General features: G+C 37.1%; 25 protein-coding genes. 8 read left to right on the top strand and 17 right to left on the bottom strand.

The annotated features are described in order from the left end of the window. Window positions 1–129 precede the first annotated feature (129 nt). From WCV66_RS26785 to WCV66_RS04395, 7 genes are all read right to left on the bottom strand, one after another. Window positions 130–234: a hypothetical protein gene (locus WCV66_RS26785; RefSeq protein WP_413789657.1), complete on the bottom strand. Its 105-nt coding sequence runs from the start codon at window positions 232–234 to the stop codon at window positions 130–132. Window positions 235–632: 398 nt separating this feature from the next. Further along, on the bottom strand, window positions 633–3,710 hold the full coding sequence (locus WCV66_RS04420) for a beta-galactosidase (protein WP_338788014.1): 3,078 nt from the start codon (window positions 3,708–3,710) through the stop codon (window positions 633–635). 108 nt (window positions 3,711–3,818) lie between these two features. Beyond that, window positions 3,819–4,559: an alpha-L-fucosidase gene (locus tag WCV66_RS04415; RefSeq protein ID WP_338789395.1), complete on the bottom strand. Its 741-nt coding sequence runs from the start codon at window positions 4,557–4,559 to the stop codon at window positions 3,819–3,821. 4 nt (window positions 4,560–4,563) lie between these two features. Beyond that, window positions 4,564–5,136 carry an alpha-L-fucosidase gene (locus WCV66_RS04410; RefSeq protein WP_338788013.1) on the bottom strand — a complete coding sequence of 191 codons (573 nt, stop codon included), beginning with the start codon at window positions 5,134–5,136 and terminating at the stop codon, window positions 4,564–4,566. Between the two features lie 291 nt (window positions 5,137–5,427). Then, window positions 5,428–6,207, bottom strand: coding sequence for an endonuclease/exonuclease/phosphatase family protein (locus WCV66_RS04405; RefSeq protein ID WP_338788012.1), 780 nt, complete (start codon window positions 6,205–6,207; stop codon window positions 5,428–5,430). A gap of 358 nt (window positions 6,208–6,565) precedes the next feature. Then, a complete protein-coding gene (locus WCV66_RS04400; RefSeq protein ID WP_185653831.1) occupies window positions 6,566–7,261 on the bottom strand; it encodes a copper homeostasis protein CutC in 696 nt (231 codons plus the stop codon). Window positions 7,262–7,288: 27 nt separating this feature from the next. Further along, window positions 7,289–8,140 (bottom strand): biotin/lipoate A/B protein ligase family protein, encoded by an 852-nt coding sequence (locus tag WCV66_RS04395; protein WP_338788009.1) that lies wholly within the window; start codon window positions 8,138–8,140, stop codon window positions 7,289–7,291. A 323-nt stretch (window positions 8,141–8,463) separates the two neighbouring features. On the opposite strand from WCV66_RS04395, the gene WCV66_RS04390 reads away from it, so the two are divergent. The 5 genes from WCV66_RS04390 to WCV66_RS04370 all read left to right on the top strand — a co-directional run bounded on the left by WCV66_RS04390 (window position 8,464) and on the right by WCV66_RS04370 (window position 13,766). Continuing rightward, on the top strand, window positions 8,464–8,589 hold the full coding sequence (locus tag WCV66_RS04390; protein ID WP_260445673.1) for a hypothetical protein: 126 nt from the start codon (window positions 8,464–8,466) through the stop codon (window positions 8,587–8,589). After that, a complete protein-coding gene (locus WCV66_RS04385) occupies window positions 8,589–10,166 on the top strand; it encodes a spore germination protein (RefSeq protein WP_338788007.1) in 1,578 nt (525 codons plus the stop codon). Before WCV66_RS04390 ends, WCV66_RS04385 begins: the two co-directional genes overlap by 1 nt. A gap of 27 nt (window positions 10,167–10,193) precedes the next feature. Beyond that, window positions 10,194–11,285 (top strand): spore germination protein, encoded by a 1,092-nt coding sequence (locus WCV66_RS04380; RefSeq protein ID WP_338788006.1) that lies wholly within the window; start codon window positions 10,194–10,196, stop codon window positions 11,283–11,285. Then, entirely contained in the window at window positions 11,282–12,490 is a 1,209-nt protein-coding gene (locus tag WCV66_RS04375) for a Ger(x)C family spore germination protein (RefSeq protein WP_338788005.1), read from the top strand. Before WCV66_RS04380 ends, WCV66_RS04375 begins: the two co-directional genes overlap by 4 nt. A gap of 67 nt (window positions 12,491–12,557) precedes the next feature. After that, window positions 12,558–13,766: a Ger(x)C family spore germination protein gene (locus tag WCV66_RS04370; RefSeq protein ID WP_338788004.1), complete on the top strand. Its 1,209-nt coding sequence runs from the start codon at window positions 12,558–12,560 to the stop codon at window positions 13,764–13,766. Window positions 13,767–13,881: 115 nt separating this feature from the next. On the opposite strand, the gene pta is transcribed toward WCV66_RS04370, so the two are convergent. After that, on the bottom strand, window positions 13,882–14,850 hold the full coding sequence (gene pta / locus WCV66_RS04365) for a phosphate acetyltransferase (protein WP_066338137.1): 969 nt from the start codon (window positions 14,848–14,850) through the stop codon (window positions 13,882–13,884). Between the two features lie 471 nt (window positions 14,851–15,321). On the opposite strand from pta, the gene hemQ reads away from it, so the two are divergent. Continuing rightward, complete coding sequence (hemQ, locus tag WCV66_RS04360; protein ID WP_066338139.1) at window positions 15,322–16,074, top strand: hydrogen peroxide-dependent heme synthase; 753 nt, start codon at window positions 15,322–15,324, stop codon at window positions 16,072–16,074. A 354-nt stretch (window positions 16,075–16,428) separates the two neighbouring features. Here the strand turns inward: hemQ and WCV66_RS04355 are convergent, their stop codons facing one another. Continuing rightward, window positions 16,429–16,902: a GNAT family N-acetyltransferase gene (locus WCV66_RS04355; RefSeq protein ID WP_338788003.1), complete on the bottom strand. Its 474-nt coding sequence runs from the start codon at window positions 16,900–16,902 to the stop codon at window positions 16,429–16,431. Window positions 16,903–17,272: 370 nt separating this feature from the next. Here WCV66_RS04355 and gerQ point away from each other — a divergent pair, with 370 nt between their 5' ends. Further along, the gene (gene gerQ, locus WCV66_RS04350) at window positions 17,273–17,728 is read left to right on the top strand and encodes a spore coat protein GerQ (RefSeq protein WP_083964771.1); all 456 of its coding nucleotides are present in this window, start codon (window positions 17,273–17,275) and stop codon (window positions 17,726–17,728) included. A gap of 42 nt (window positions 17,729–17,770) precedes the next feature. Here the strand turns inward: gerQ and WCV66_RS04345 are convergent, their stop codons facing one another. From WCV66_RS04345 to WCV66_RS04325, 5 genes are all read right to left on the bottom strand, one after another. Beyond that, window positions 17,771–18,142, bottom strand: coding sequence for a DUF423 domain-containing protein (locus WCV66_RS04345; RefSeq protein WP_066338153.1), 372 nt, complete (start codon window positions 18,140–18,142; stop codon window positions 17,771–17,773). A 330-nt stretch (window positions 18,143–18,472) separates the two neighbouring features. Beyond that, the gene (locus WCV66_RS04340) at window positions 18,473–18,772 is read right to left on the bottom strand and encodes a hypothetical protein (protein ID WP_083964755.1); all 300 of its coding nucleotides are present in this window, start codon (window positions 18,770–18,772) and stop codon (window positions 18,473–18,475) included. A 112-nt stretch (window positions 18,773–18,884) separates the two neighbouring features. Continuing rightward, entirely contained in the window at window positions 18,885–19,187 is a 303-nt protein-coding gene (locus tag WCV66_RS04335; RefSeq protein ID WP_185653833.1) for a YwdI family protein, read from the bottom strand. 223 nt (window positions 19,188–19,410) lie between these two features. Further along, a complete protein-coding gene (locus tag WCV66_RS04330; RefSeq protein ID WP_338788000.1) occupies window positions 19,411–20,088 on the bottom strand; it encodes a uracil-DNA glycosylase in 678 nt (225 codons plus the stop codon). Window positions 20,089–20,093: 5 nt separating this feature from the next. Further along, entirely contained in the window at window positions 20,094–20,903 is an 810-nt protein-coding gene (locus tag WCV66_RS04325) for a glycosyltransferase family 2 protein (protein ID WP_338787999.1), read from the bottom strand. Between the two features lie 158 nt (window positions 20,904–21,061). Here WCV66_RS04325 and WCV66_RS04320 point away from each other — a divergent pair, with 158 nt between their 5' ends. Continuing rightward, complete coding sequence (locus tag WCV66_RS04320) at window positions 21,062–21,376, top strand: general stress protein (protein WP_396652609.1); 315 nt, start codon at window positions 21,062–21,064, stop codon at window positions 21,374–21,376. Between the two features lie 100 nt (window positions 21,377–21,476). Here the strand turns inward: WCV66_RS04320 and WCV66_RS04315 are convergent, their stop codons facing one another. The 3 genes from WCV66_RS04315 to galE all read right to left on the bottom strand — a co-directional run bounded on the left by WCV66_RS04315 (window position 21,477) and on the right by galE (window position 24,956). After that, window positions 21,477–22,034 carry an HPP family protein gene (locus WCV66_RS04315; RefSeq protein WP_066338173.1) on the bottom strand — a complete coding sequence of 186 codons (558 nt, stop codon included), beginning with the start codon at window positions 22,032–22,034 and terminating at the stop codon, window positions 21,477–21,479. 290 nt (window positions 22,035–22,324) lie between these two features. After that, window positions 22,325–23,851, bottom strand: coding sequence for a UDP-glucose--hexose-1-phosphate uridylyltransferase (gene galT / locus WCV66_RS04310; RefSeq protein WP_413789656.1), 1,527 nt, complete (start codon window positions 23,849–23,851; stop codon window positions 22,325–22,327). A gap of 115 nt (window positions 23,852–23,966) precedes the next feature. Further along, on the bottom strand, window positions 23,967–24,956 hold the full coding sequence (galE, locus tag WCV66_RS04305; RefSeq protein ID WP_338787996.1) for a UDP-glucose 4-epimerase GalE: 990 nt from the start codon (window positions 24,954–24,956) through the stop codon (window positions 23,967–23,969).

The raw sequence follows: 24,956 nt of genomic DNA, 5'->3' as shown, positions 1-24,956 counted from the left end.
AAAGAAATACATTACCGTATGTAAAATACAGGAAAATAATAATTAGGAAAAAAGATGAACATAAAAGGATTAAATGTACTGTTCTGAAATGTTCCTATCAATATAGAAAAATATCCCTAAGTAACCCAATCAAAATAATTCCCATCCTATTCGATTTAAAAACTGAGTTTTATATACAGTATAAAATTTCTTGAATATTGGAATATCAAAATCTCCTTCAAACCACGTATGTATAACGGAGAATAGTGCAGCCGTTGCTGGCTATATTCCAAATCCCCCCAAGCCAAGTAATGAAAATATGATCCACAGGAAGTGCAGACACATTACTTTAGCTAACCAATTCCCTATATCATACACCCATAAAAAAAACCATTTAAAGTTGTCATAGCAGTCACTTCCCCATCTCAAGAATACGCTACCAATTTGTTTGTCAGTAGTTTAAAAACAGAGAGATGATAAAAGAAACCGACTAATTTGTCGATTTCTTTTAATATTGTCTAACATCATTTTCTAAAGCTTATTTCACAAAGTGATCATTTACACCCGATGGTTTGTTCTTATTTGTAATTATTATATCACAAAATTAGTTTTTATCGTTCTTTTTTCCAGATAAATGAAACAAATATACTTTCTCAGTATATAATTTCAACCTCATCAGGACGATAAACAGAGATGATATTCCCCTTTTTATCTGTGGCAAACATAACCGTTCTTTCAGTCTCCAGTAAAAATGAATAGGTTCTATTTGATTCATGATCCTTAATTTTAACATAGGTATCTCCCGAAAATTCGGACACAAATATAAATAAAGAACCATTTTCAAAAGAGAGTTTTCTCCCGTAATTGCCTGGCATATCCCCTTTTTGCCAATCCAGCTGTTCTTGGACTCCTGCCTTTTCTATAACATATTCGTATAAAGCGATGATCGGCTCACTTCGTTCATTTAGTTCGACGGGTAATGAACACCAGATAATTTCACCTTTCCCGTATGAAATTTCCTTTATTGCAGTTGAATTTCTCTCAGAGCTCAAAACCTCTTTCATTGCTTCAGCAATTCGTTCTCCACCAAATGAAACTGGATAATGTTTTTCATTTATTTCAAGCATTTCCTCACGAAGGATATTTTCATTGCTAGTTGCTCCAATGATATCGGTCATTCGTCCTGTTTCGTGCCAATATTCATCTAAGTTTATAGGTCCTGTAAATAATAGTGTTATACCTTGTTCTTTTACGACTTCTAAAATGTTAGTGAGTGCACTGCTGCTAAAATTGTGCGGACTAGGAACAACAACTAATTTTGGCGGTTCGTCTTTTAATGCATCAAGATGGTATTCGCTTAATGCACGAAATGGTGTATTCATCTCATAAGCCAATGTTCTCGTAAGCTTCATCGTTGCATCTAATGCTAGTCTGCGATTTGAGAAATCATTTGAGTATGGGAATACGACAGCTATTTCTTCCAGTTCTCTGCCTTTGAATAAATCACGTGTATCATTTATAAACGTACCGAAATCATAAGAAACGTTTGCTTCAGGCTTTTCGGTACCGTCAGCACGAATTGCCCCGATATTTGATTCATTAATATTATTCATAAAGTAATTTGTGTTCCAGAGCCATTGCACAGCACCAGCGCCACCAGTAGAAAAGGAATAAGCATATTTTCTTTCAAGTATGTTACGCAATTCCTCTTCACTTCTTTTTGCTTGATTATTTGGATTTTCCACATACATAATTCCCGTTTCCTGAATCAGGTTTGGCTTAGTAGGAGTTTTAGTGAAAATTCCATCCCAGACTAATTGATCGAGCAGCCACCATGTATGGTTCGTTGTATAATCAACCGCATCACAATAAAATAACGGTGATGGCCGCTGTGAGCCAAGGGCTTCATCCTGTCCAACCGTAACAAGTTGATTTGGCGCTAATCGCTTAGTTGTTTCTGTCAGCTCTTTTGCCCATTTGTTATGCATATCCATCGTATACAACGTATAATCTAGCCATTTTAAGCCTTTTTTCCCAAAAAGCATATCTTTGATTCCAAAGTTGATCTCACTCGGCTCAGGTGGATCAATCACATCAAAAGATGGCAGTTCCTGTTCTGTCATGTTCCATTTTTCCTGAAGTTCGCGAATGGAGCTATGACGTTTCTTAAGCCATTCTCTATATGCTTTACGATCATACTTATCATGAATTGACCTAGGGCCTGAGAATGTACGGCCCGGATCAAACAATGAAGGCTCATTAATTAAATCCCATTGAATATTGGTCGTTTCCGTATGCCTTGAAACGATTGACGTAATAAAACGTTTTTGCGCCTCAACACTTCGCGGGTCAAGGTATGGGTTTTCTCCTTCCCATGTTTCCGGTGTAAAGGAAAAGAAATTAAATGTTACTTCAAGATCGTGTTTTTTCGCACATAGGATAAAAGCATCAATGGAACGCAGCACATTTTCATCCACATGACCATCGACAAACATCATGTTGCGCCATCCAGTCCAAATCCCTGTACGAATATAATTTATACCTGCGCGCTTCATTTGTGCCATATCCCTATCCCAAATATAAGGGTTAGGTAAGAATAGGAAGTAACGAGCAACATCTGATGTCATATACGTCATGCCAACAATTGGCATTGGGCGTCCATCTTTTTGAAAATAGTCTCGATCACATGTTAATGGAACACCTATTGTTAAAAGCGTCGTATCCATGCCCCAGAAACCTTGATGAAGTAATCGTGTTTCACCTTTGCTTGATACAGCATGACATGTTAGATCATACAATCCTGGCATAATATCGATTGGCAAAATAAAAGAAAGGGCATTCAATTGTTGGGAAGCTTTTACGATTTCTATATTAGAAAAGACTTCTTCTTTATTCTTTTTAACAGTAAATGTCAATGTCCATTCTGTTGTTTCGCTTTTAAACGACTGCAATTGATAGGTTACTTTTGGACGTTCCCCTTCATCATACGTTGCATAGTTCGTTTTCAACCACATTTCAGTTACTCCATTTGTTACAAACAAAACTAATTCCTCGATAGCCTTTGCGCCTTTTTCTGTCCAAAATTGTTCATTAACCTTCTGATTAATGAAGAGCCAGCGTCCTCCGGTGAAATTCCCTTTTGTATTTTCAATTAGGACACTAGGTGCTGCTACTTCACGCCCGCTCTTTGAAACACCTTTAAGCAACGGATAAATACGTGCATCCATCGGACCTACTGAACCCATTTCAGACTCAATTGCACTGGATTTTGTCACATGCAGCACAAAGTTGCAGGTATCCGCAATTGGAAATAGCTCCTCTTTACCGGAGAACACAGGAATATCCTCATTATGCTGCAAAGAAGCAATCGGTTCGGATTTAACATGCAAAGCTTCATGTATATTTAATTGCTGATGGTAAGCTGTTTGCACACGCTCCCTTTCCCAATTGCCATTCGTCATATAACAAGGAATCCGAAATGGAATTCCGCCAATATGTACGATTCCTTTACCACTTTTAAGATGATCATATATTGCTTGCCAAGCACTTTTTGGGAAATAGGGACCATGCATATTTACAAAACAGTCCACTTCATTATTTGCTAAAACTTCCTTTAAAGAAAGAGCATCTGCAACGATTATTTCATTATTAAAGTTTCCAAAAAAAGAGCTGTTCGGTCTGTGACCATCTATTGGAAAACTAGAATCATAGAAAATAACGATGTTACCCATAAATAATAACCCCCATTTTTACTTAATGTAATCTTTGAACTGACAGGACTCATGCTTAAAGCTTGTCATGTGTCTATATCCTTCTATCATTCTAAAAAATTAGTATAGTTAATCTATAATAAAAATCTCAACAACGGGTACAAGTACATCTGGTTTTTGCACAGGAAGTTCTAAAACAACTGAATCAATATCAATTTTTGTTTCTGTACTTGTAATGACTTCTTCAGGATCAAATTCTCTAAAATGGACCTCTGATGCATCATTTAGAAGCTGAGCATATTTTACTTTTCCAGCTAAACCTTTTAAATGAAGATGACGGAATGGCCATGAGTAAATATGGAGGTACAAGCGATTTCCATTTTGTGTATAGCGACAGTCAAGCGGTGGCTTGTATTCACTATGCTTTGCTCCATATATCGAACGGGAGTGCAATCTCATCCATTCATCAATTTCCTGCAAACGCTCTATGGAACGGCTATCAAATTCCCCTCGTCCATTTGGCCCTACATTCATAAGCAAATTTCCATTTTTTGAGACAGTATCAATTAACATTTTGAGCAGCACTTCAGTAGATTTCCAGTCAAGATTATCACGGTGATAACCCCATGTTCCATTCATTGTCTGGCATGCTTCCCAAATGACTGGATGGCCATCTTTTTCGACATGTTCATTTGGCTGATACTGTTCCGGGGTTATAACACCGCGATTTAAATCAAGGCGGTCATTGATGAGAATATTAGGCTGAAGATCTAGCACCATCTTTTCCAGTTTCTTAGACTGCCAATCATTCTCCCCTTTCCCTTTAGCCCATCCCCAGTCACGGTGTGGATAAGAAAAATCGAACCAAATATAATCAATTTTTTCCGTAATCCGTTAATAATTCCCGAACCTGTCCATGCATAAACTCCACATACTTATCCATATTACGATCAGTATTTTCCTTTTTGAAATCTTCATCATCTCGTTGAGGGTGCAACCCATCAATCGTAAACTCTGGATGATACCAATCTATTAATGAATGATAGAGTCCAACTTTTAAACCCTCTTCACTGAAAGCATCAATGATTTCACGTAATAGATCTCTTTTTATCGGGGTGTTTGTCACTTTATACTCGCTTAGCTTTGTATCCCATAATGCAAAGCCTTCATGATGTTTCGTTGTGATAACAAAATATTTCATACCTGCTTGTTTAGCGGCATGAGCCCATTCCTTAGCATTTAATAGATCTGGCTCAAAATGGTTAAAATACTTGCGATATGTATTCGGATGTGTTTTCTCGTGTGTCATAACCCATTCATGACGAGCTGCTGGTGAATAGAGCCCAAAATGGATAAATAAACCGAAACGATCATGAATAAACCATTCCGGATTCCCATATTGTGATGGCCAATTTTCATATTTTTTCTCATTTGTAACTGTACTCACTTCTATTTACCTCCAATAATCTCGTAGTTTCCTATAAATATCGCCTTCCATAATATCTGTTGCAGACAGAAACCGTAAATATGTAGATTTATCAGCAGTATGTAAACCCTTACAATCCGAGTGCATTTTACTGAATTAATACTTAACGCACTACCCTTTTATAAAATTTCACAAAAAGAAAAATGAAATTGCACATATTGAGAGTATTTTATGTTTGTCGTAAGATTAACCCCGCCCAGCAATTATGCAAATTAAATCAACCGTAAATCAAGGAAAACCAAAATCATTTTCTTATAATTGAATAGAAGACTTTAGAATAACTGGATAGTGATCAGAAGGAAAACCACCATTTACCTTACTTCTATCAACAATCGTATTCTGTAAATAAATGTCTTTTGTGACGAAGATATAATCGATTGGATCACCCTCTTTTCCACCTGAAAAATTATGAAAAGTAGATCCAACATTACCTTCGAAAATGTTATAAGAATTCACGATCTCTTCTTTATCATTTAAAAACTTAATAACGTTGTTTTGAGGCGGTGCATTCAAATCACCTGTTAAAAACGCAGGTCTAGCCTTTTGTTGGCGATGAGTGTTCATTGTGTCCCAAATCATCTGAATACCCTTTTCCCTTGCTTCCTGACTTATATGATCCAAGTGAGTATTATAAAAACAGAATTCACTTTCAGTTTCTTGCTGTAATTTAAAATGCCCCCATGTACAAACGCGCGGACATTCTGTTCCCCAACTTTTGCTGCCCGGTACATTTGGTTTTTCAGATAACCAAAATTGTCCTTCGTCGACAACAGTTACAATATCTTTTTTAAAAAAAATCGCTGAAAATTCACCCTTATTTCCCCCATCACGACCTTTTCCAAGCCAATGATAGTTGCATAGACGTTCCTCAAGGTCAGTTAACATATAATAAATTCCTTCTTGAATTCCAAAGATGATAGGATCGTGTTTTATTATCATTTCAGCAATCTTGTCAGCACGGTAGGACCATGCATTATCATTATCATCAGGACTATCCACACGTAAATTAAAGGTCATTACTTTAAACTCCATTTTTCTCCTCCTACTTTGATAAAACAACCTACTTAATGGCCAATTTGTTCTAATTACAAAAGGTTTTTTGGTAGATCGTAAATCAGTTTTGAAGCATTTTACTTAGCTTAATAGTAATAACATGAAACAAAACTTAAAATATGTATCTTTTTCTATCTATGTTGTATTTGACAATCTTCCTAATAAAATAAAAGAAAACCCCTCACATAGAAAGGTTTCCTTAAGCTTATACTTTTAAAATTATTTGTTTTATCAGATTCACATTATGAGTGTAAAGGTCAGTATAAATGCTTTATTTAGCAGCTAACCTTTATTTCTTTTCTCTGAACTATTCAAACGATTCAATTTCACATCAAGCTTAGCTTACAATGATATCTTTTATCTTCTGAAGGATTCTTCCATTAATTGATTGACGAAAATCCCCTTCGATTCGGACACCTGAGCCAAAATGATATTCTTTCGCCTGCAAGGTTTGATGGATAAACTGTATATTGTTTTGATCAAGCCCTGAACCTGGCATAATAACAGGATTTTCAGTACTTTGTACAGACTCCTTCATCAAATTGCATAACATATCCAATCCTTTCATTACTGTTGGTTTCCCCCCAGAAGTTAGCACCTGATCAATCTTATAAGGAGACCCGCATAAGGATTGATAGATTTCTTGTGGGTTAGATTCGTCAATGGCACGGTGAAAGGTAATCGATAGCCCTTTAGCTTCCTCTACTACCATTGCAAGCAGTTCAAAATCCACTAATTTTTCTTCCGTTAATGCACCGAAAACAATCCCTGCAGCACCTAGTTCTCGAGCAGCCTTAATGTCTTCTTTCATCATCTCCCATTCTTCCTTCTGATAGACAAAGGAATAGCTATGAGGACGAATCATCACCATAACAGGGATATTAACACTGTTTACGACACTCTTAATTGCTCCAAAGCTTGGGGTTAATCCACCTTCACTAATTGCTGAAACCAGTTCTAAGCGATCCGCTCCATACGCCTCAGCAATTTTTGCATCTTCTTGATTTAATACAATTACTTCAACTTTACTCATATAAAATCCCTCTAGTCTCAGTTTTATCTAGCGCTCTTTCAAAAAGACTTTGTCATTTCGATCATTCATTCTCACTAAATATTGCTGGAAAATTTGCTGCTCCTGGGCAGTCAATGATGATGACAGCAACTGCTGACTATGGTTCTTTAATGTTGTTAATAGCTCAAATAAAAACTTTTCAACAGTAAGTTCAATTCCGAGTAAATCACTTAACGATGACATTGTTTCCGGATCTATCTTTGGAAAGGTAAACTTTGTTTCTTCATTTTTTAAGGAAATTTCATAAAATTGTCTGATCAAATCAGCGCGACCTTCACCACTTCCAGCAACACAAAGATAGATTTGAACCGCAATCCCCTTTTGAAGTCGACGTTGTGAAATACCAGCAAACTTCTTTCCATTAATACTTAGATCATAGCTTCCAGGACAATAAGATCCTACAATTTCACGTGCTTCAACCTGACTGCCATTTTCCTTTAACATACGTTTTATTAAATCCAGCATCGCATCATACCCACGATTAATGTCGATGCCCTTATCACGATCAGGAAAAATGAGAGAAATGTTTAACACATCCTTGTCCAATACAACGGCAAGTCCACCAGAGTTTCTTACGATGACGTGATAGCCCTTGTTTTTTAAAAAATTCACTCCATCCTCTAAATATGGCAGCTTCGTATCCTGTATACCGAGGACGATTGTATTATGATGCACCCACGTTCTCGCAGTTGCTGGTGATTCATGCTTTCCAACACTTGCACATAATGTATCATCAATCGCAAATGAGTGCTTAGCCTCAAATTGAGGTCCAAGACTAGATTGGTCGATAATTCTCCATTCAGGTTGATTGATTAAAGAGGCTGTTATTGAAAGGTCCATACTATGTATTACTCCCTTGAACTTAACATTTTTCCCTTTCATTATATCACTTTCAGGATCGTGGAAAAGTCTTTAAAGAATAAAGAGATGATTAGCAAAGCAGTTAAACTTCTAACAAGTTTTGATCGATTGTTTGTACTTAATGTTGACATGATAAAAATTATTATTACTACACCAGGTTCATACGTAATATTCTGCATACACACACAGTGTCGTGCAAATAATAATGGAAGAATCTTCAGTTTTTAATGAAATTGGCACTTTACTCTACATCGGTACCTGCAGAATTTGGAGTATGACTTACTAAAAGGGTGATTATTAATATGTGGAAAATGGTATATTCCTATCTTCCAGACTGGAAAGTTTTTCTTCAAGGATTTATCGCATTTTTCGTTCCGTTTGCAATTTCAAGATTTTTTAAATGGGCCCGTACTTTAGAGGAAGAGTGATGAAGATGAAATGGACATCAATGAAAAATCAAAGGCTACATCCTTCTATTCAAAGTAAAAACGAGCAAAATACTACCCTTTTTCAGGATTCAACAGACCAACTGACTGGCGATTTCACGGTGGACCTAGAGCTTGTCAAACAAGAAATCGCCGATAACTCAGATGTACATGTTCGTGAGTTAAACATAGGGCGCACAGGAATTCGTGCTGCAATCATGTTTGTTGATGGTTTGTCAGATAGAGATCTCATCGACAAACATATAATGAAATCATTGATGCTAGATTTTTGCGAAGAGTTTAAAGAGGAAACTCCTCATGTGAAAGGTACATTTTCAAATGAATTTATCATAAATCAGGTTCTTTCCATTAGTGATGTTAAAGTTGTCAATTACGTAAAAGAAATAGTGACAAAAGTATTTACAGGTTCAACCGCGCTTTTAATTGATGGTTCCCCAGATGCCTTTATCCTTGGCACGACAAAAGGGAAAACTCGTGATATTAACGAGCCATTAACAGAGGCATTAGTCAGAGGTCCAAGGGTGGGATTCACTGAATCTTTATCCGATAACACTGCCCTATTAAGAAGAAGCGGTGAAAATGGAAACTTAACATTAACCAAATACAAAGTAGGAAAGCGAGAAAAAAAAGAGCTGGTCATCGCCTATATGAAAGAGATTACAAACTTAGAATTAGTAAATGAGGTAATCAAAAGAATTAAGAAAATAGATATAGATGATGTACCTGAATCAGGTTATGTAGAGCAGTTGATCGAAGATAATTATCTAAGTCCCTTTTCCCAGGTACAGAGTACGGAGCGTCCTGACCGTGTAATCAGTGCAATGATGGAGGGGCGAGTAGCAATCCTGTTAGATGGGACACCATTCGCATTGATCGCTCCGGTTACATTCAGCATGCTTTTACAATCGCCAGAAGATTATTATGAACGGTGGATCCCTGGAACCCTTATACGTCTATTACGATTTGGTGCAGCTATTGTTACGTTGTTCGCTCCTGCATTATATATTTCTTTTATCTCCTTTCATCCAGGATTGATTCCAACCAAGTTAGCCATTTCGATTATAGGTTCTAGAGAAGGTGTCCCTTTCCCTTCCTTAATCGAAGCACTGCTTATGGAAATAGCTATTGAAATCTTAAGGGAGGCAGGACTACGCTTACCTAAGCCGATTGGACCAGCAATGGGAATCGTTGGCGGACTGATTATTGGCGAAGCAGCTGTACAAGCAGGGATTGTCAGCAATATTATGGTTATCATTGTAGCAATAACCGCTATCTCCTCCTTTGCCCTTCCTAATTATAGTGCAGGTATTCCATTGCGTATCCTTCGCTTTGTAGCAATGTTTAGTGCTGCATTATTTGGATTGTACGGTGTCATTCTGTTTTTTCTCTTCCTATGCAGTCATTTAGTGAAATTAAAAAGCTTCGGCGTTCCTTATGTAAGTCCTGCGGTACCTTATCAAATAAGTGATTGGAAAGATTTTATGGTCCGCATGCCGCTTCAAATGATGAAACGTCGTCCAAAAATGCTGAATGGAAAAGACCCAATACGCAAAAGGTAACCTTCTACGAAAGGAAGTGAAACAAGGATGAATCTCAGTCCGAAAGATCGAATTACCACTTCGCAAGCAGCTGTCGTCATCAGCAATTATATCCTTGCTACTGGGATTCTCACCCTACCAAGAACCTCTGTGGAAAAGGTAAAAACACCAGATGTTTGGATTAGCGTTCTTATAGGCGGGCTGATTGCAATGATCGCAGGGGTTATCATTGTGAAATTAAGTCAACAATTTCCCGAAAAAACGTTTTATCAATACAGTCAGAAGATTATAGGAAAATGGGCTGGTGGATTCCTTTGTCTGATTTTAATCGTTTACTTTTTTTCTCTCTCGGCATTTGAAGTCAGAGCCCTAACAGAAGTCACAGGGTACTTGTTGTTAGAAGGCACTCCTACCTGGGCGATTATCATGCCCTTCATGTGGGTGGGTCTCTATTTGATATTGGGAGGTATTAATCCAATTGCTCGTCTTTTTGAAATTATTTTTCCAATTACCGTGATCATTTTTTTGCTGGTTTCCCTGATGAGTTTTAAACTATTTGAACTAGATAATTTACGCCCGGTATTAGGATTAGGAATTATGCCGGTATTAAAAGGGATAAAGACAACATCTCTCGCATTCATTGGCCCTGAAATCATGCTGCTCCTAACAGCGTTTATGAAAAAACCAAAAAAAGCGGTGAAAGCCGTTCTGATTGGGGTCTCAATCCCTATAGCCTTTTATATGATCACAGTTGTGATGGTTATTGGTGCGTTATCAATTGATGGAGTAATCACAAGAACCTGGCCGTCCATTGACCTTATTCGAAGTTTTGAAAGCCCTGGTTTGATCTTTGAGCGATTTGAGTCGTTGTTGTTAGTGATTTGGATCATGCAAATATTTTCCACCTTCACAATCACATACTACGCTGCTTCTTTAGGGCTCGCTCAGCTCTTCAAAAAAGATATTCATCGATTTATCTATGGCCTGCTTCCCGTTATTTATCTCATTGCCATGGTTCCAAAAAACATCAACGACCTTTTTAAATTTGGGGATATCTTAGGTAATATTGCATTGTATTCATTTGGCTTACTTCCTTTGCTCCTACTCTTAGCTTCTCGATTAAGAGGAAAAAAATCATGAATATACGTCATAATCTGCGGTTCCTTTTGCTTTGGCCGACATTTTCACTTCTCCTCCTTACTGGATGCTGGAGCAACCTTGAAATTGAAGATCTAGGCATCGTATCCGGTTTGGCGTTAGATATAGCAACAGAGTCACCAATTGAGGAGGAGCTAAAAAAACAAGGAGGGGGATATTCGAAAAAGGATTTGATTACTTCAACGTATCAGATTGCTACGCCATCATCATCATCGGAACAGGATAGCAAAGGGGGCAGCTCAAATCAAAAGCCTTATAAGAATATTTCTGAAACCGGTGATTCACTCATTCAATCAGTACGTGAAATATCATTGAGAAGAGATGCTCCCCCCATTGGCCACCACTTAAAAGTGATTGTTATCAATGAGGAGCTTGTTCGATCATATAGTTTGGAGCAATTATTGGATTTCCCTCTACGTGATAACGATTTTAGACCAAGCTGCCTTGTGCTTATTTCCAAGGGACAAGCTAGCAAAGCGCTAGAATCAACTGATACAACTGAGATTCCAGCATTCCGTTTGATTGGAATAGTAGATAATGAATATCGAACATCAAGGATTTTGCCCCCATTGTCACTTGCTAAATTAACGAGCAAGATGCAATCTGGGTCCAGTTTTCTGTTGCAAAATGTCATCTCTTCTAGAGGAGAAGTAAAGTTTGCCGGAGCGGCTATCATAGAGGGAAAGACTAAGATGCTTCTTGGCTTTTTGAATGAAGAAGAATTGGATGGTTTAACATGGTTAACCGGAAAGGGAAAAGGTGGTTTGGTGAAAACCTTCAATGTAGAAACAAAACAGCCAATCTTATACGAGGTAGAGTCAATGAATAGCAAAATTACCCCTCATGTTAAAGGAAGTAATATCTCTTTCGATGTCAATATTGAATCTGAAGGACGCATCTCTGAAAATTGGGTAACTTCCGAGAGTACACCAATGAAGACATTTATAAAAACAGCTGAAAAATCCACTGAAGAAGAAGTCAATCGATTAGTGAATCTTGTAATAAAGAAAATGCAAGAAGATTACCAAGTCGATGTAGCTGGCTTTGGAAACCAGATAAGAATCAAACACCCCAAATTATGGGAGGATATAAAAAAGGATTGGGATAAAACATTTAGTGAAGTTCAGATCAATTTCACCGTGAACATTACGATAACAGACTTTGGAACTTCAGAGATAAGTAGATGATCGATCAAATAATAAATGTGACAAGATTTTTTTATTATTTCTTGAAACAGGATGGGGGAAAAGCATAATGCAAAGTCTTAAAAATGCAGAAATCCTTTTGTTTTCGCTCCCAGTCCTTTTACTCCTTTTTCTAGCTGGTTGCTGGAACAGCAATGAAATTGAAGATTTAGGCTTAAGTATAGGTCTTGCATTAGATGAAGGGAAAGAGTCACCAATTGAAAAAGAGTTTATGGAATATGGAGAAGAATACCTTAAAGAAGATTTTATAACGCTAACCTATCAATTCGCAAACCTACAAAGTACAGAGTCAGCGGGCACTGGAGAAGAAAGACAACTAAAGCCATATGAGAATATCTCCGAAACAGGTGATTCCTTCCATCAAATGACTCGGGAATTTTCATTGAGAAGGAGTACTCCCATGTTCAGTCCCCATCTAAAAGTCATCGTTATCGGAGAGGATCTTGCAAGTAAACATAGTTTGGAACAATTACTTGATCAATTTTTGCGGGATAATGAGATTAGACCTAGTTGCCTTGTGCTCATTAGTAAAGGGCAAGCCAGCAAAACGCTTGAATCCAAAGACACAATGGAAATTCCATCATTTCGATTGCTAGGAATTTCTGCTAATGAATATAAAACAACAAGGATATTGCCTCCTATATCTCTTGCAAAAATAGAAGGAACAATGAATTCTGGCAACAGTTTTCTTTTGCAAAATGTGATTTCAGCAAATGGAGAAGTAAAATTTGCCGGAGCAGCTATTATTGAAGGAAAGACTAAGAAGTTGCTAGGCTTTTTTAATGAAGATGAATTGGATGGGATGACCTGGCTAACTGGAAAAGGAAAAGGCGGTATAGTTAAAATCCTGGATCAAGAGACAGGTCAGCCATTCATGTACGAAGTAACGTCAATGAATAGCAAAATCATACCTCATGTTAATGGAAATAATATCACTTTTGATGTCAACATTGAATCTACTGGGCGAATCTCTGAAAATTGGGTGGTCTCAAAGAAATTGTCTAAACAAACATTTTTAAAATTTGCAGAAAAAGCCACCGAAGAAGAAGTGAATCGACTTGTGGATCTTACATTAAATAAAATGCAAAATGAATACAAAGTTGACGTTGCCGGCTTTGGAAACCAATTAAGAATAAAACATCCTAAACTATGGGAAAAACACAAAAAGGATTGGGACAAAACATATAGCAAGATCCCAATCAACTACAATGTGAACATATCAATCACGGATTTTGGATTCAAAAACTATAGCAACTAAAATCCGTCAAATAAAAATAAGAGGGTGACTCAAAAGGGTCTGGCATCTCCCAACCAATAAATATCCTTGTTTCGGGGGGCTTAACCTTTAGTTTTTTAGTCACTCTCTTTTACCATTAAGCTTGAGCAGCAGTAATCAATGCTAATTTATAAACATCTTCAGCATTACAACCACGTGATAAATCATTAACAGGCTTATTTAAACCTTGTAGGATTGGACCAACTGCTTCAAAATTACCTAAACGTTGCGCGATTTTGTAGCCGATGTTTCCTGCTTCAAGGCTTGGAAAGACAAATACATTTGCATCACCTTTTATAACAGAGCCCGGTGCTTTCTTTTCAGCGACTGAAGGTACAAACGCCGCATCAAATTGGAATTCACCATCTAATACTAAGCTTGGATTAAGCTCCTTTGCAATTTGGACAGCTTGGGCAACCTTTTCTGTTTCAGGAGATTTCGCTGATCCTTTTGTTGAAAAACTTAGCAATGCAACACGTGGATCAATGTTAAACATATTCGCTGTTTCAGCACTAGCAATGGCAATTTCAGCTAGATCTTGACTATCTGGTGCAATATTGATGGCACAGTCAGCAAATACATATTTCTCATCATCACGAACCATGATGAAGACGCCAGAAGTCTTTTTAATTCCTTCTTTTGTTTTAATGATTTGTAGAGCAGGGCGTACTGTGTCTGCTGTAGAGTGAGCAGCACCACTCACAAGACCATGGGCTTTTTCAAGATGAACTAGCATTGTACCGAAGTAATTTTCATCTAAGAGAATTTTACGTGCATCCTCCTCTGTTGCTTTCCCTTTACGTCGTTCAACAAATGAAGCCACAAGCTGGTCCATTTCAGCATAGCTATGTGGATCATATATTTCTACACCATCTAATGGTACATTTAATTCTTTTGCCTTATTTGATACTTCTTGTTGATTTCCGATCAAAATTGGCTGAAGAATACCTTCACTAGCTAATCTACTAACAGCTGTTAAAATCCGCTCATCTAATCCTTCTGGGAAAACAATTTTAATCTGTTGTCCGCTCACTTTTTCCTTTAATGTTGAAAATAAATCTGACACAAAAAAACCTCCTTGAATGGGAATATTATTTCTTCTACAACTAGGATACTCTACTTATTACTAATTTCAAACATTTCCACAAGGTAACAACGCTTACACTATAAAAGTTTTTAATTTCAAAATAAACTAAAAATTCACAATGCTAGAACAAAAGCGCAAGCGCCTTGATCAGCCTCAGGCAAATAAGATGATATAGAATAGAAGGCGTTCTTTGCCTTCAATTCTATATTAGCTAGACCCTAGAGGGGCTAGGCGCTGGAGCTGGATGCCGAGCGCTTATCCACAGTTCAAGAATTTTATAATTTCCTAAACGACAAGTCACCTTTTCAAAGGTCATTCTAATTTGTTAATATACTCCTTTTCTCAAAAACTAACCTACTAATTTTCAAGTTTTATTCACATGGTTGGTTGGACAAACTATGATATAGTTAAAGTGTACATAACGTAATTACAAAATAGGAGTGAATATATATGAGTGAAGCAGCACAAACACTAGATGGTTGGTATTGTTTACATGATTTCCGTTCAATTGATTGGTCAGCATGGAAGCTTTTAACAAGTGATGAGCGTCAAGCTGCAATCCATGAATTTTTGGGACTTCTTGAAAAGTGGAATGTAGCAGAGGATGCTGAGCAAGGAAGCCATACTCTTTATTCAATTGTTGGTCAAAAAGCAGACTTCATGTTAATGATTCTACGCCCAACAATGGAGGAGCTTAACGAAATCGAGCTTGAGTTTAACAAAACAAAGCTTGCTGAATATGCGATTCCTACCTATTCATATGTTTCTGTTGTTGAACTAAGCAATTATTTAGCTGGAGAAAGCAATGAAGATCCATACCAAAATCCACATGTTCGATCAAGATTGTATCCAAAGCTGCCACAATCTAAATACTCTTGCTTCTATCCAATGGATAAACGCCGTCAAGGAAATGACAATTGGTACTCTCTTTCAATGGAAGAGCGCCGTAGCTTAATGAAGAGTCACGGACTAATCGGTCGTTCTTATGCAGGAAAAGTGAAGCAAATTATTACTGGTTCAGTTGGCTTTGACGATTATGAATGGGGAGTAACTCTTTTCTCAGATGATGTTCTTCAATTTAAAAAGCTCGTTTATGAAATGCGCTTTGACGAAGTAAGTGCACGCTACGGAGAATTCGGATCATTCTTTGTCGGAAACCTGTTAAGTACTTCTAAACTGCATTCTTTCTTTTATGTAAATTAAGAACAAAAGCGTAAGCGCCCGTTTAGCGACGTACAAAAAAGAGCAATCCGAATGAGATAAAGCGAGACTTCCATCAGTGGTTTTCTGATGGATAGCGAGACTTATCGGACCTTTACGGGCAGTTATCATTTACTGACCGTTTAGGTGCGGCAAAGGAAACACGAAGAGCGATAGCGATTCGATGTTGACTTAGCGTATAAGGAGTGTGAAGTTCACTAGGCGCTGGGCGCTGGAGCTGGATGTCAAAGCGCTTATCTAAAATACAAGAATTTTATACTATCCTAAACGACTAAAAACTGACACTACCATTAAACCTTATTCTCGGAGAGGTTAACACGGTAATAGTCAGTTTTTTTATTTCAATATTACCTTCTGATAACAGTCTACTTCTTTATTAGCCTTGAATGGCTTTGTTTCATAATAAGTAAAGCCTAGTGATTCCCAAAATTGCTTTGCTTTAGCGTTTCCTTTTAAAACCCCTAAACGAACAGATGATTTACCAGTTTGGAGAAGTTCGCTTTCATATTTAGCATATGCTAGCTTTGCATAACCTTTTCCCTGTTGATCTCCATGGATCATTAACAGTCCTAGCCAGGGGAATCCATCCTTTGGGTTTTCATCCAAATAATCTATGACTCCAATATAATTATTTTCTAACTTTATAAACATGCTTTTTGTTATTGAATTTAGAAACTCCTCTTTCAGCTCTTCGGTTGTTCGGTTTGCGCGACCATTTTCTAGAAGGTTATAACTTTTGTTTGAATGAACAATTTCTTGAACAATTGTAAGCTTGTCACCTGTTATTTCTTCAAATATAATTGTCCTCATTTTATTCCTCCGATGGATTATTTTTTCACTAAAGTCATAAGTTGTTTGTTCATTACATACCTATGAATGAGCAAAGAATGATTTAAGAAATCCCTCGAGAGCTATGTTTTAGCAAGGGGCCAGGTAAAGTGAAGTCGATTTTGCAAGCAAGGGTATTTAGGGACAAAGACATCATTCCGCGCAATATTCTTTATGGTTATTCCATGTAGGAAATTGTCCTACTCAATGGTTCAATCAATCAAATGCTGGCCGGTATAAATCACATTGCTTCTATTCGCCGTCTCAATATGATATTTCAGCTGTTTACATTTTTTGAGGAGGGTTATCTAGTATGGCAAAAAAAGTTCAAGGTCAACCTTATGGCTATGACATGCAAGGGATGCAGGGAATGCCAGGTGTTCAAGGAGTACAGGCAGGTCAGCCAATGCAGATGCAGCAAGGTGCAGGGTATCAACCATATCCTACATATCAATATCCAGGTCAATTTGCTCAACCTGGTTTACAAGTACCTCCAATGCCACAACAACCAGGACCATCTCAAAATATCCCTGGCATGCTACCAATGGAAGAGTCGTATATTGAAAATATTTTACGTTTGAATCGCGGAAAAGTGGCAACTGTTTATATGACGTTTGAGAACAATCGTGAGTGGAATGCAAAGGTGTTCAAAGGTGTAGTCGAGGCAGCAGGTCGTGATCATATCATCCTCAGTGATCCACAAACCGGGATGCGTTATTTATTATTAATGGTTTATTTGGATTATGTAACATTTGATGAAGAATTAAATTACGATATTCAAGGCTTAGTTTCATATTCACCTAGATAACATTTAAAGAAGGCTGACTTTAAAGAGTCAGCCTCAACCCTTTTATAGAAAACGAATAGCGACATATCCTAATAAAATCCAACCAGCTAAAAAAGCGAGACCACCTAGAGGAGTAATTGCTCCTAAAACACTAATTTGTGTCACACTTAACACATATAAGCTACCTGAAAATAGAATGATCCCCACTAAAAACAACCATCCCGCAGTTGTTAATAATCCAACATTGGACAATTTGTCTACTAAAAAGGCGATCACAAATAATCCACCAGCGTGAAACATTTGATAGGTTACACCGGTTTGCCACGTCTTTATGTACTTTTCGGGAATTTTCCCTTCTAATCCATGTGCACCAAATGCACCTAATGCAACAGCTAAAAAAGCATTGATTGCTCCTAAAATAAGAAAAAGCTTCATATCTATCATACCTCCCTTATTTGTTCCTCTTCCATCTTACCCTACTATTTGGTCTTTTCAACTTGTTTAATTGAGGTATTTTTGACGATTTATTAAACCATTGAGGTAATTTGAAACTGTAGATGTTTGGTTGGAACCTTTTTTTCTGGGAATTATATTGTATTATCTTGCTATTGAACCAGTATGTATGAGAATAGAACCACTTTCTTCGTTAATTGAACCACTCTTCTTTGCTTTTGAACCATTAAGAATCTTAATTGAACCATTTTTCTTCGCTTTTGAACCCCTATCATTTTCCCAATAGAAAAAGAAGAGCCAAATCAATGGCTCCTACCGATTTTGCAAATAAACCTTCAGTACATTTGCTACATCATGTTCGTTATTAACTGCTTTAATATAATAATGGTCCCCATCTAAATATGATTGAAAGTTGCTGTATCCTTCATTTCTTAAAAAATCGTCAATGTCTTGAACAGATTCCTGTGCAGATAATAAATACTTTTGACCAATGTAGTCTTGGTTTACATAGACATCATAGCGATCATGGGAAAGTTGAGAATTTGTAGAGGCATTAAACAACCCCATATCAAATCTTCCTCTCCCCATATTAAACAAGTCATCGTATGCCATATTAATAACCTCCAATGAATATTTACTATCATTGTGTCCTGATTAGGTTATAATATGATGGATTTCTTTGGAGTGTTTACCTTTCTTATGGCAACACGATTATTTCACGATCTTAAAAATCAAAAAGTGAATCACCGTTTGCATCACTTTCCTTGTAAGGTGTTGATGAAATTGTCGGTTGTTGTTTAACAGCAGTTGACAAATTTCCCATCATTTTTTGAAGCTCTGCTTGATTAATTTCATTTGAATTTGGTGAAGGTATGTTTAAAGAAATCGACTTTTCATCTAATATAACTTCACACAAAGATTTGATCACAACTAGCTTTTCTCTCAATTCCTTATCCGTATCACTTTTTTTCGCTTTATCTAGCTCTTCCTCCATCTTTTGAAGGAGCTTTGACACATGGATATTCAATGTTTGTACCTCCTCCGTTTTAAGACTTATTTGACTTCGGTTCATATTTAAGGCAGGTGATTCCTGAGGATTTCTTTACCATAATGGCTGGTCTGCTTGCTGACTTAAATCCGTACGCACGACAACCATTGGGAAACTTGGCGTCCCATGTGACATAAAAATGCTTACACTTTATACAATTTACTGTTGCCCCTTTCACTTATTTTAACTCCTTTATGAAAGGCTAACTCTCATCTAAGCACCAATCAATTTCTTCCACTTTACACTGTTTTAAATAGTCATTTGTTTTAGAAAATGGTTTACTTCCAAAGAAACCTTTTCTAGCTGAGAATGGGCTAGGATGTGGAGACTCGATTATTAAATGTTGGGACGATGTAATGAACTGCTTTTTCTCCCCAGCATGTTTTCCCCATAAAATAAAAACAATCGGCTGTTTACGCTTGTTCAATTGTTTTATAATTTCATCGGAGAACTGTTCCCAACCTTGACCTTTATGGGAATTAGCCACTCCTTTTTTTACGGTTAGTACTGTGTTTAATAACAATACACCTTCATTTGCCCATTTCAATAATGAACCATTCACAGGTGGTTTACAGCCTATATCTTCTTGGAGCTCAATAAATATATTTCGTAGTGAGGGAGGAAGCTTTACATATGGCTGAACTGAAAAACTTAAGCCCTGCGCTTGTCCTTCACCATGGTATGGATCTTGTCCCAATATAACTGCTTTTACAGCCCCGTAAGGAGTTTTGTTCAAAGCTTCGAAAATATGCTCTTGACTTGGAAAAATGGTTTCTTCGTTATATTGTTCGTGTAAAAATTGTGTGAGTTGTTTAAAATATGGTTGTTCAAACTGATCATTTAATACTCTTGACCAATCATTCTCTAATAAATTCTTCACCTGTTTCACCCCTGTTCTACTATTCGTGAACGAAGAGGTTTGCCATCCCAAACAATCTCTGTGTCTGCTTCACGTTGTTTCATTACAGGCTCTTCTAAAAGCACAAAAAAGTTTTTCGTTGGTAAGTCTCCTAATTGATGCTTTTCACATAATTTGTCTAAATAGTGTTTTCTTTTATCGGTTAGGTCTGCTGATTGATTATTTCCATTTTCGGTAAAAGCATAGATGACACTAGCAACCGGCATTCTTTTGACACGGCATACTTTAGCAGCTCGTAAGAAAAAGTCCCAATCCCAATAGTTATGCATCTCAGGGTCAAATAAACCAATTTGATCATGGAGTTCTTTTTTATAAGCACTGCCTGACGGAATATAGGTTGAAAATTCCCTCATCGCTTGGAGATCATAATAATATGCGAACGTACGTCTAGCCAAAGGATAACGTATATTCTCTTTCGTTTCAAAGCTGACAATTTCTGCATCTGAATAAACAAAGTCTGCAGTCTTTAATTCACTTTGTATTTGCTTTATATGGTTTTCTGTTAAGAAATCATCGTCATCACAGAGCATAATTACATCACCTGTTACATAACTTACACCAATATTTCTAGCGTGAACATGCTTAACATTTTCCACTAGTTCAATCGCCTTGATCGGCATTTCCTTATATAAATCAACTAATGGTGCAATCGTTTCTCCTGCATCATTTACGATGATGATTTCATATGGTGCAACAGTTTGCTTATGGATCGATTCCAGAAGCTCTGCAAGTTCTGTGATCCTATTATAGGTTGCAATAACAATTGATATTTTCATAAGTATCACCTCAGGTCTATCTATATTTTAACAAAGTAAATAGGAGTTTTTATAGGAAAAGATTACATGTGACTTTCTTCTCATTTTTTCTTAACAAGGTTTTCCGGTAAAACAGGAGGGTATTATCAAACTATCAACAAAAAGGAGATGAAAAGATCATGAAAACATATGTTGTAGAAAATGGTGTACAAGCTTCAGAAACAATTAGAAACTTAGAAGTTCAAGGGTTTACAAAGGACGACATCTATTTATTTGCTCATGATACAACTCGCTCCGAGCACTTAACAGAAAATACTGACACAAATAATATTGGCTTAAAGGAAGAAGGACTTTTTGATAAGATGGCAAATGCTTTCCGTTCACGTGGCGACGAACTTCGTGCAAGAATGACTTCATTAGGTGTTCCCGAAACAGAAGCAATGCGACTAGAGGAAGAATTGGATGAAGGTAAGGTAGTTATTGTTACACAGTAATAAACGGGCGCGGAAGCTGAATGTCAAAACGCTTATCCACAGTACAAGAGTTTTATTTTTTAATAATTAATCAGATAAGGCTGCCATTAGGCAGCCTTTCTTATATCCAGTGCTTAGGATATTGTCTTGATTGAAATAAATTATTATAAAGTAAGGACATCAAGACTAAGAGTACACTACATAATAAAATACTTAGCATTAATCCCCATCCTGCTCCAGTATTTATTGCTACAATAGCACTTGCCGCAGCTGGAGGATGAATCGTGTTAGTTACGACCATTATGATAATAACGACTGCTAAAGTTATCCCAATAGTCAAAAAACTCCGACCGAACGTATCCCAAATCGCAAGAGATGCAAAAGTTGCAATGAAATGACCACCGATGATATGTCTCGGTTGTGAAAATGGACCATTATGTGCTCCAAAGATTAATAAACAACTAGCTCCAATAGGACCAAGAACCATTGGATAGCCAAGAGATATGGCAATCATACTAATAATGCTCATCGCAACTAGACCACCGACTGCTGAAATCATTAAATCCACATAGTTTAAGTTGGATTTAAATGTGGATTCACCCTTCATTTTTCTTATATATGTACCGAACCCAAGAGGTAATGAGCTAACCTCGGTTCTCCTCATTTTTTCGATATTCATTAGATCCCCCTACACTATACGAAATTGCAATTAGTTTGTAAGTGTTTCTTACAGATAAATTTTATTTTAAATGATCCTTATGACAAAATAAAGAGAAAAGTGGTAAAAATAATACTTCTTTTTCCTCCTACGAAATGTAAGCGTTTCATTAAAACTGAACTCTTTTTTTCTTTCTTACAAACAAAAAAACGCCTCCTTACAAGTAAGGAGGTTATACATTATATAAAGATTAGGGGGGGATTACTACCATTATCGCCAGTATACAATTATCTTATACTAGCAAATTAAAATTACTTTAATTTTTTCTGAAGCTCTTCAATAAAACGCAGAAAACCTTGTTGGCCTGATTTATCACGTTTAAATACACCGGCATGCTCCAAAATTGTCGCAAACACTTGGCCTACTTCTTCTAGTAAAAGTTGATAGCTATTCGTTTGATCCAAATTTGGGTATTTCTTCTTCAAACGTGTTGCCCAATCATAGTGTTTGTTTAAGTCAGCATCTTTTAAAATAATAGACAATTCCTTACCTTCACCAAGGACATTGGCTAATTTTTTTAGTTCATCTAGTAGTCTGCCCGGTAATACAGCTAAGCCCATTACCTCAATAAGACCAATGTTCTCTTTTTTAATATGATGAACCTCTTGATGTGGATGATAAATCCCAAATGGATGTTCATCATTTGTTCGGTTATTACGTAGCACTAAATCAAGTTCAAAAAGATTTCCTCTTCTTCTTGCAATCGGAGTAATTGTATTATGCGGAGTTTCCCCAGAAAAGGCTAGAATCTCAACTGATTCATCACTATAATTCTTCCATTCCTGCAAAATGTCATCGGCTGCACTGATCAGATCCTGCTGATTCGCTCCTTGCAGTCTCAACACAGACATTGGCCATTTTACAATTCCTAACTCTATGCTTGAATACTTGTCTAGCTTGAAGGAGTATTCAACCTCTGCAACTTCCATTGGGAAAGTATGATGCCCACCCTGGAAGTGATCGTGACTTAAAATTGAGCCACCTACAATTGGTAAATCAGCATTAGAACCCAGAAAATAGTGAGGATACTGCTCAACGAAATCAAGTAGTTTCGTAAACGATTCCCTTGAGACCTTCATCGGTTTATGCTCACCTGAAAAGACAATCGCATGTTCATTGTAATACACATACGGAGAATACTGAAAGAACCACTGTTCATCATTTAACGTCACCGGAATAATACGATGATTCTGTCTTGCTGGGTGATCGAGGCGCCCAGCATAGCCAACATTCTCCTTACAAAGCAGACATGTTGGATACTCACTTTTTTGTAAGTTACGGGCAGCTGCAATGGCAACAGGGTCCTTCTCAGGTTTAGACAAGTTAATTGTCATCTGTAGGTCACCATATTCAGTTTCAGCAAGCCATTTTTCATTTTTAGCAATCCGATCTGTTCGTATATAATGAACATCTTGCGAAAACTGGTAAAAGGACTCTGTTGCTTTTTCTGGCCCATATTGGTCAACATTCGTTTGAAAGTTTCGAATGATTTCTCCTTGTGATTGAACGAGACATCCCATTAGCTTAGTATCGAGTAAATCACGGTAGGTTACAGTGTTTTCGAGTAAACGTTCGTTCAGGGCAGCCCAATCCAGAATATTCTCTAAGATAGGAACCGGTGAGGAAAGCTCCTCGTCTTCTACAGTAACCGCTTTAAAATCATTTAATTGTAAAACTTCTAGAAGCTTGTTACGAGTTAAATCTACGTCCCACTCTGAAATGAGTTGCTTTTTACGTCCGAATTGCAGCAGTCGTTCGATTTCTAGATATATATTGATAGACATATAATCATCCCCTCGTGGCATTTACAAGCATGAGCTTTTTCATCTTTATAAAAATTTGGAAATAGCAAGCATTAACCTTTACCTGCTATTCCCTTTTATTAGCATAATCTTATTTCTCGTAACCGCTAGGATGCTTTTGGAACCAATTCCAAGCACTCTCTATCATCGTGTGAAGATCAGCATATTTCGGTTTCCAGCCCAGCTCATTGATTGCTTTTTCAGATGAAGCGATTAAGATTGCTGGGTCGCCTGCACGACGAGGTGCTACTTCAGCTGGAATTGGATGACCTGTTACCTTTCTAGCTGTCTCAATGACTTCTTTAACAGAAAAGCCATTTCCATTCCCTAGGTTATAGGTAGCACTTTTGTTATCTTTACGAAGCTTTTCGATTGCTAAGATATGCGCATCAGCCAAGTCTGTTACGTGAATATAATCACGAATACAAGTACCGTCAGCTGTGTTATAATCGTCACCGAAAATCATGATTTTTTCGCGATCGCCTAGTGCTACTTGCAAAATGATCGGAATTAAATGTGTTTCAGGCTGATGATCTTCTCCAAGCTTTCCTTCCATATGTGCACCTGCAACATTAAAGTAACGAAGGACAACATAATTCAATCCATATGCTTGCTGACTCCATTTCAGCATTTTTTCTACGGCAAGCTTTGTTTCTCCATATGGATTTGTTGGAACAGTTGGGTCTGTTTCTAAAATTGGAATATTTTCTGCCTCTCCATATGTTGCTGCTGTTGAAGAAAAGACAATTTTCTTAACATCGAATTCTGTCATGACCTTTAAAAGACACATTGTTCCATATACATTGTTATCATAGTATTGAAGTGGCTTCTCAACACTTTCACCAACAAGTGAATCTGCTGCAAAGTGAATGACTGCCTCAATCTCATTTTCTTTAAAAACATTTTTCAGGAAAACCTCATCACGTAGATCCCCTGAATAAAGCTTTGCACCTTCTAAAACAGCTGGTTTATGACCTTTTTGTAGATTATCAACAACGATGACATCTTCATTACGATCTAAAAGCTCTGATACTGTGTGACTTCCGATATAACCTGCTCCACCACATACTAATACTGCCAT

The sequence above is a fragment of the Metabacillus rhizosphaerae genome (assembly GCF_037201795.1).
GTDB classification, from domain to species: Bacteria; Bacillota; Bacilli; order Bacillales; family Bacillaceae; genus Metabacillus; species Metabacillus rhizosphaerae.
This window is presented reverse-complemented; position numbering and strand designations above follow the sequence as displayed.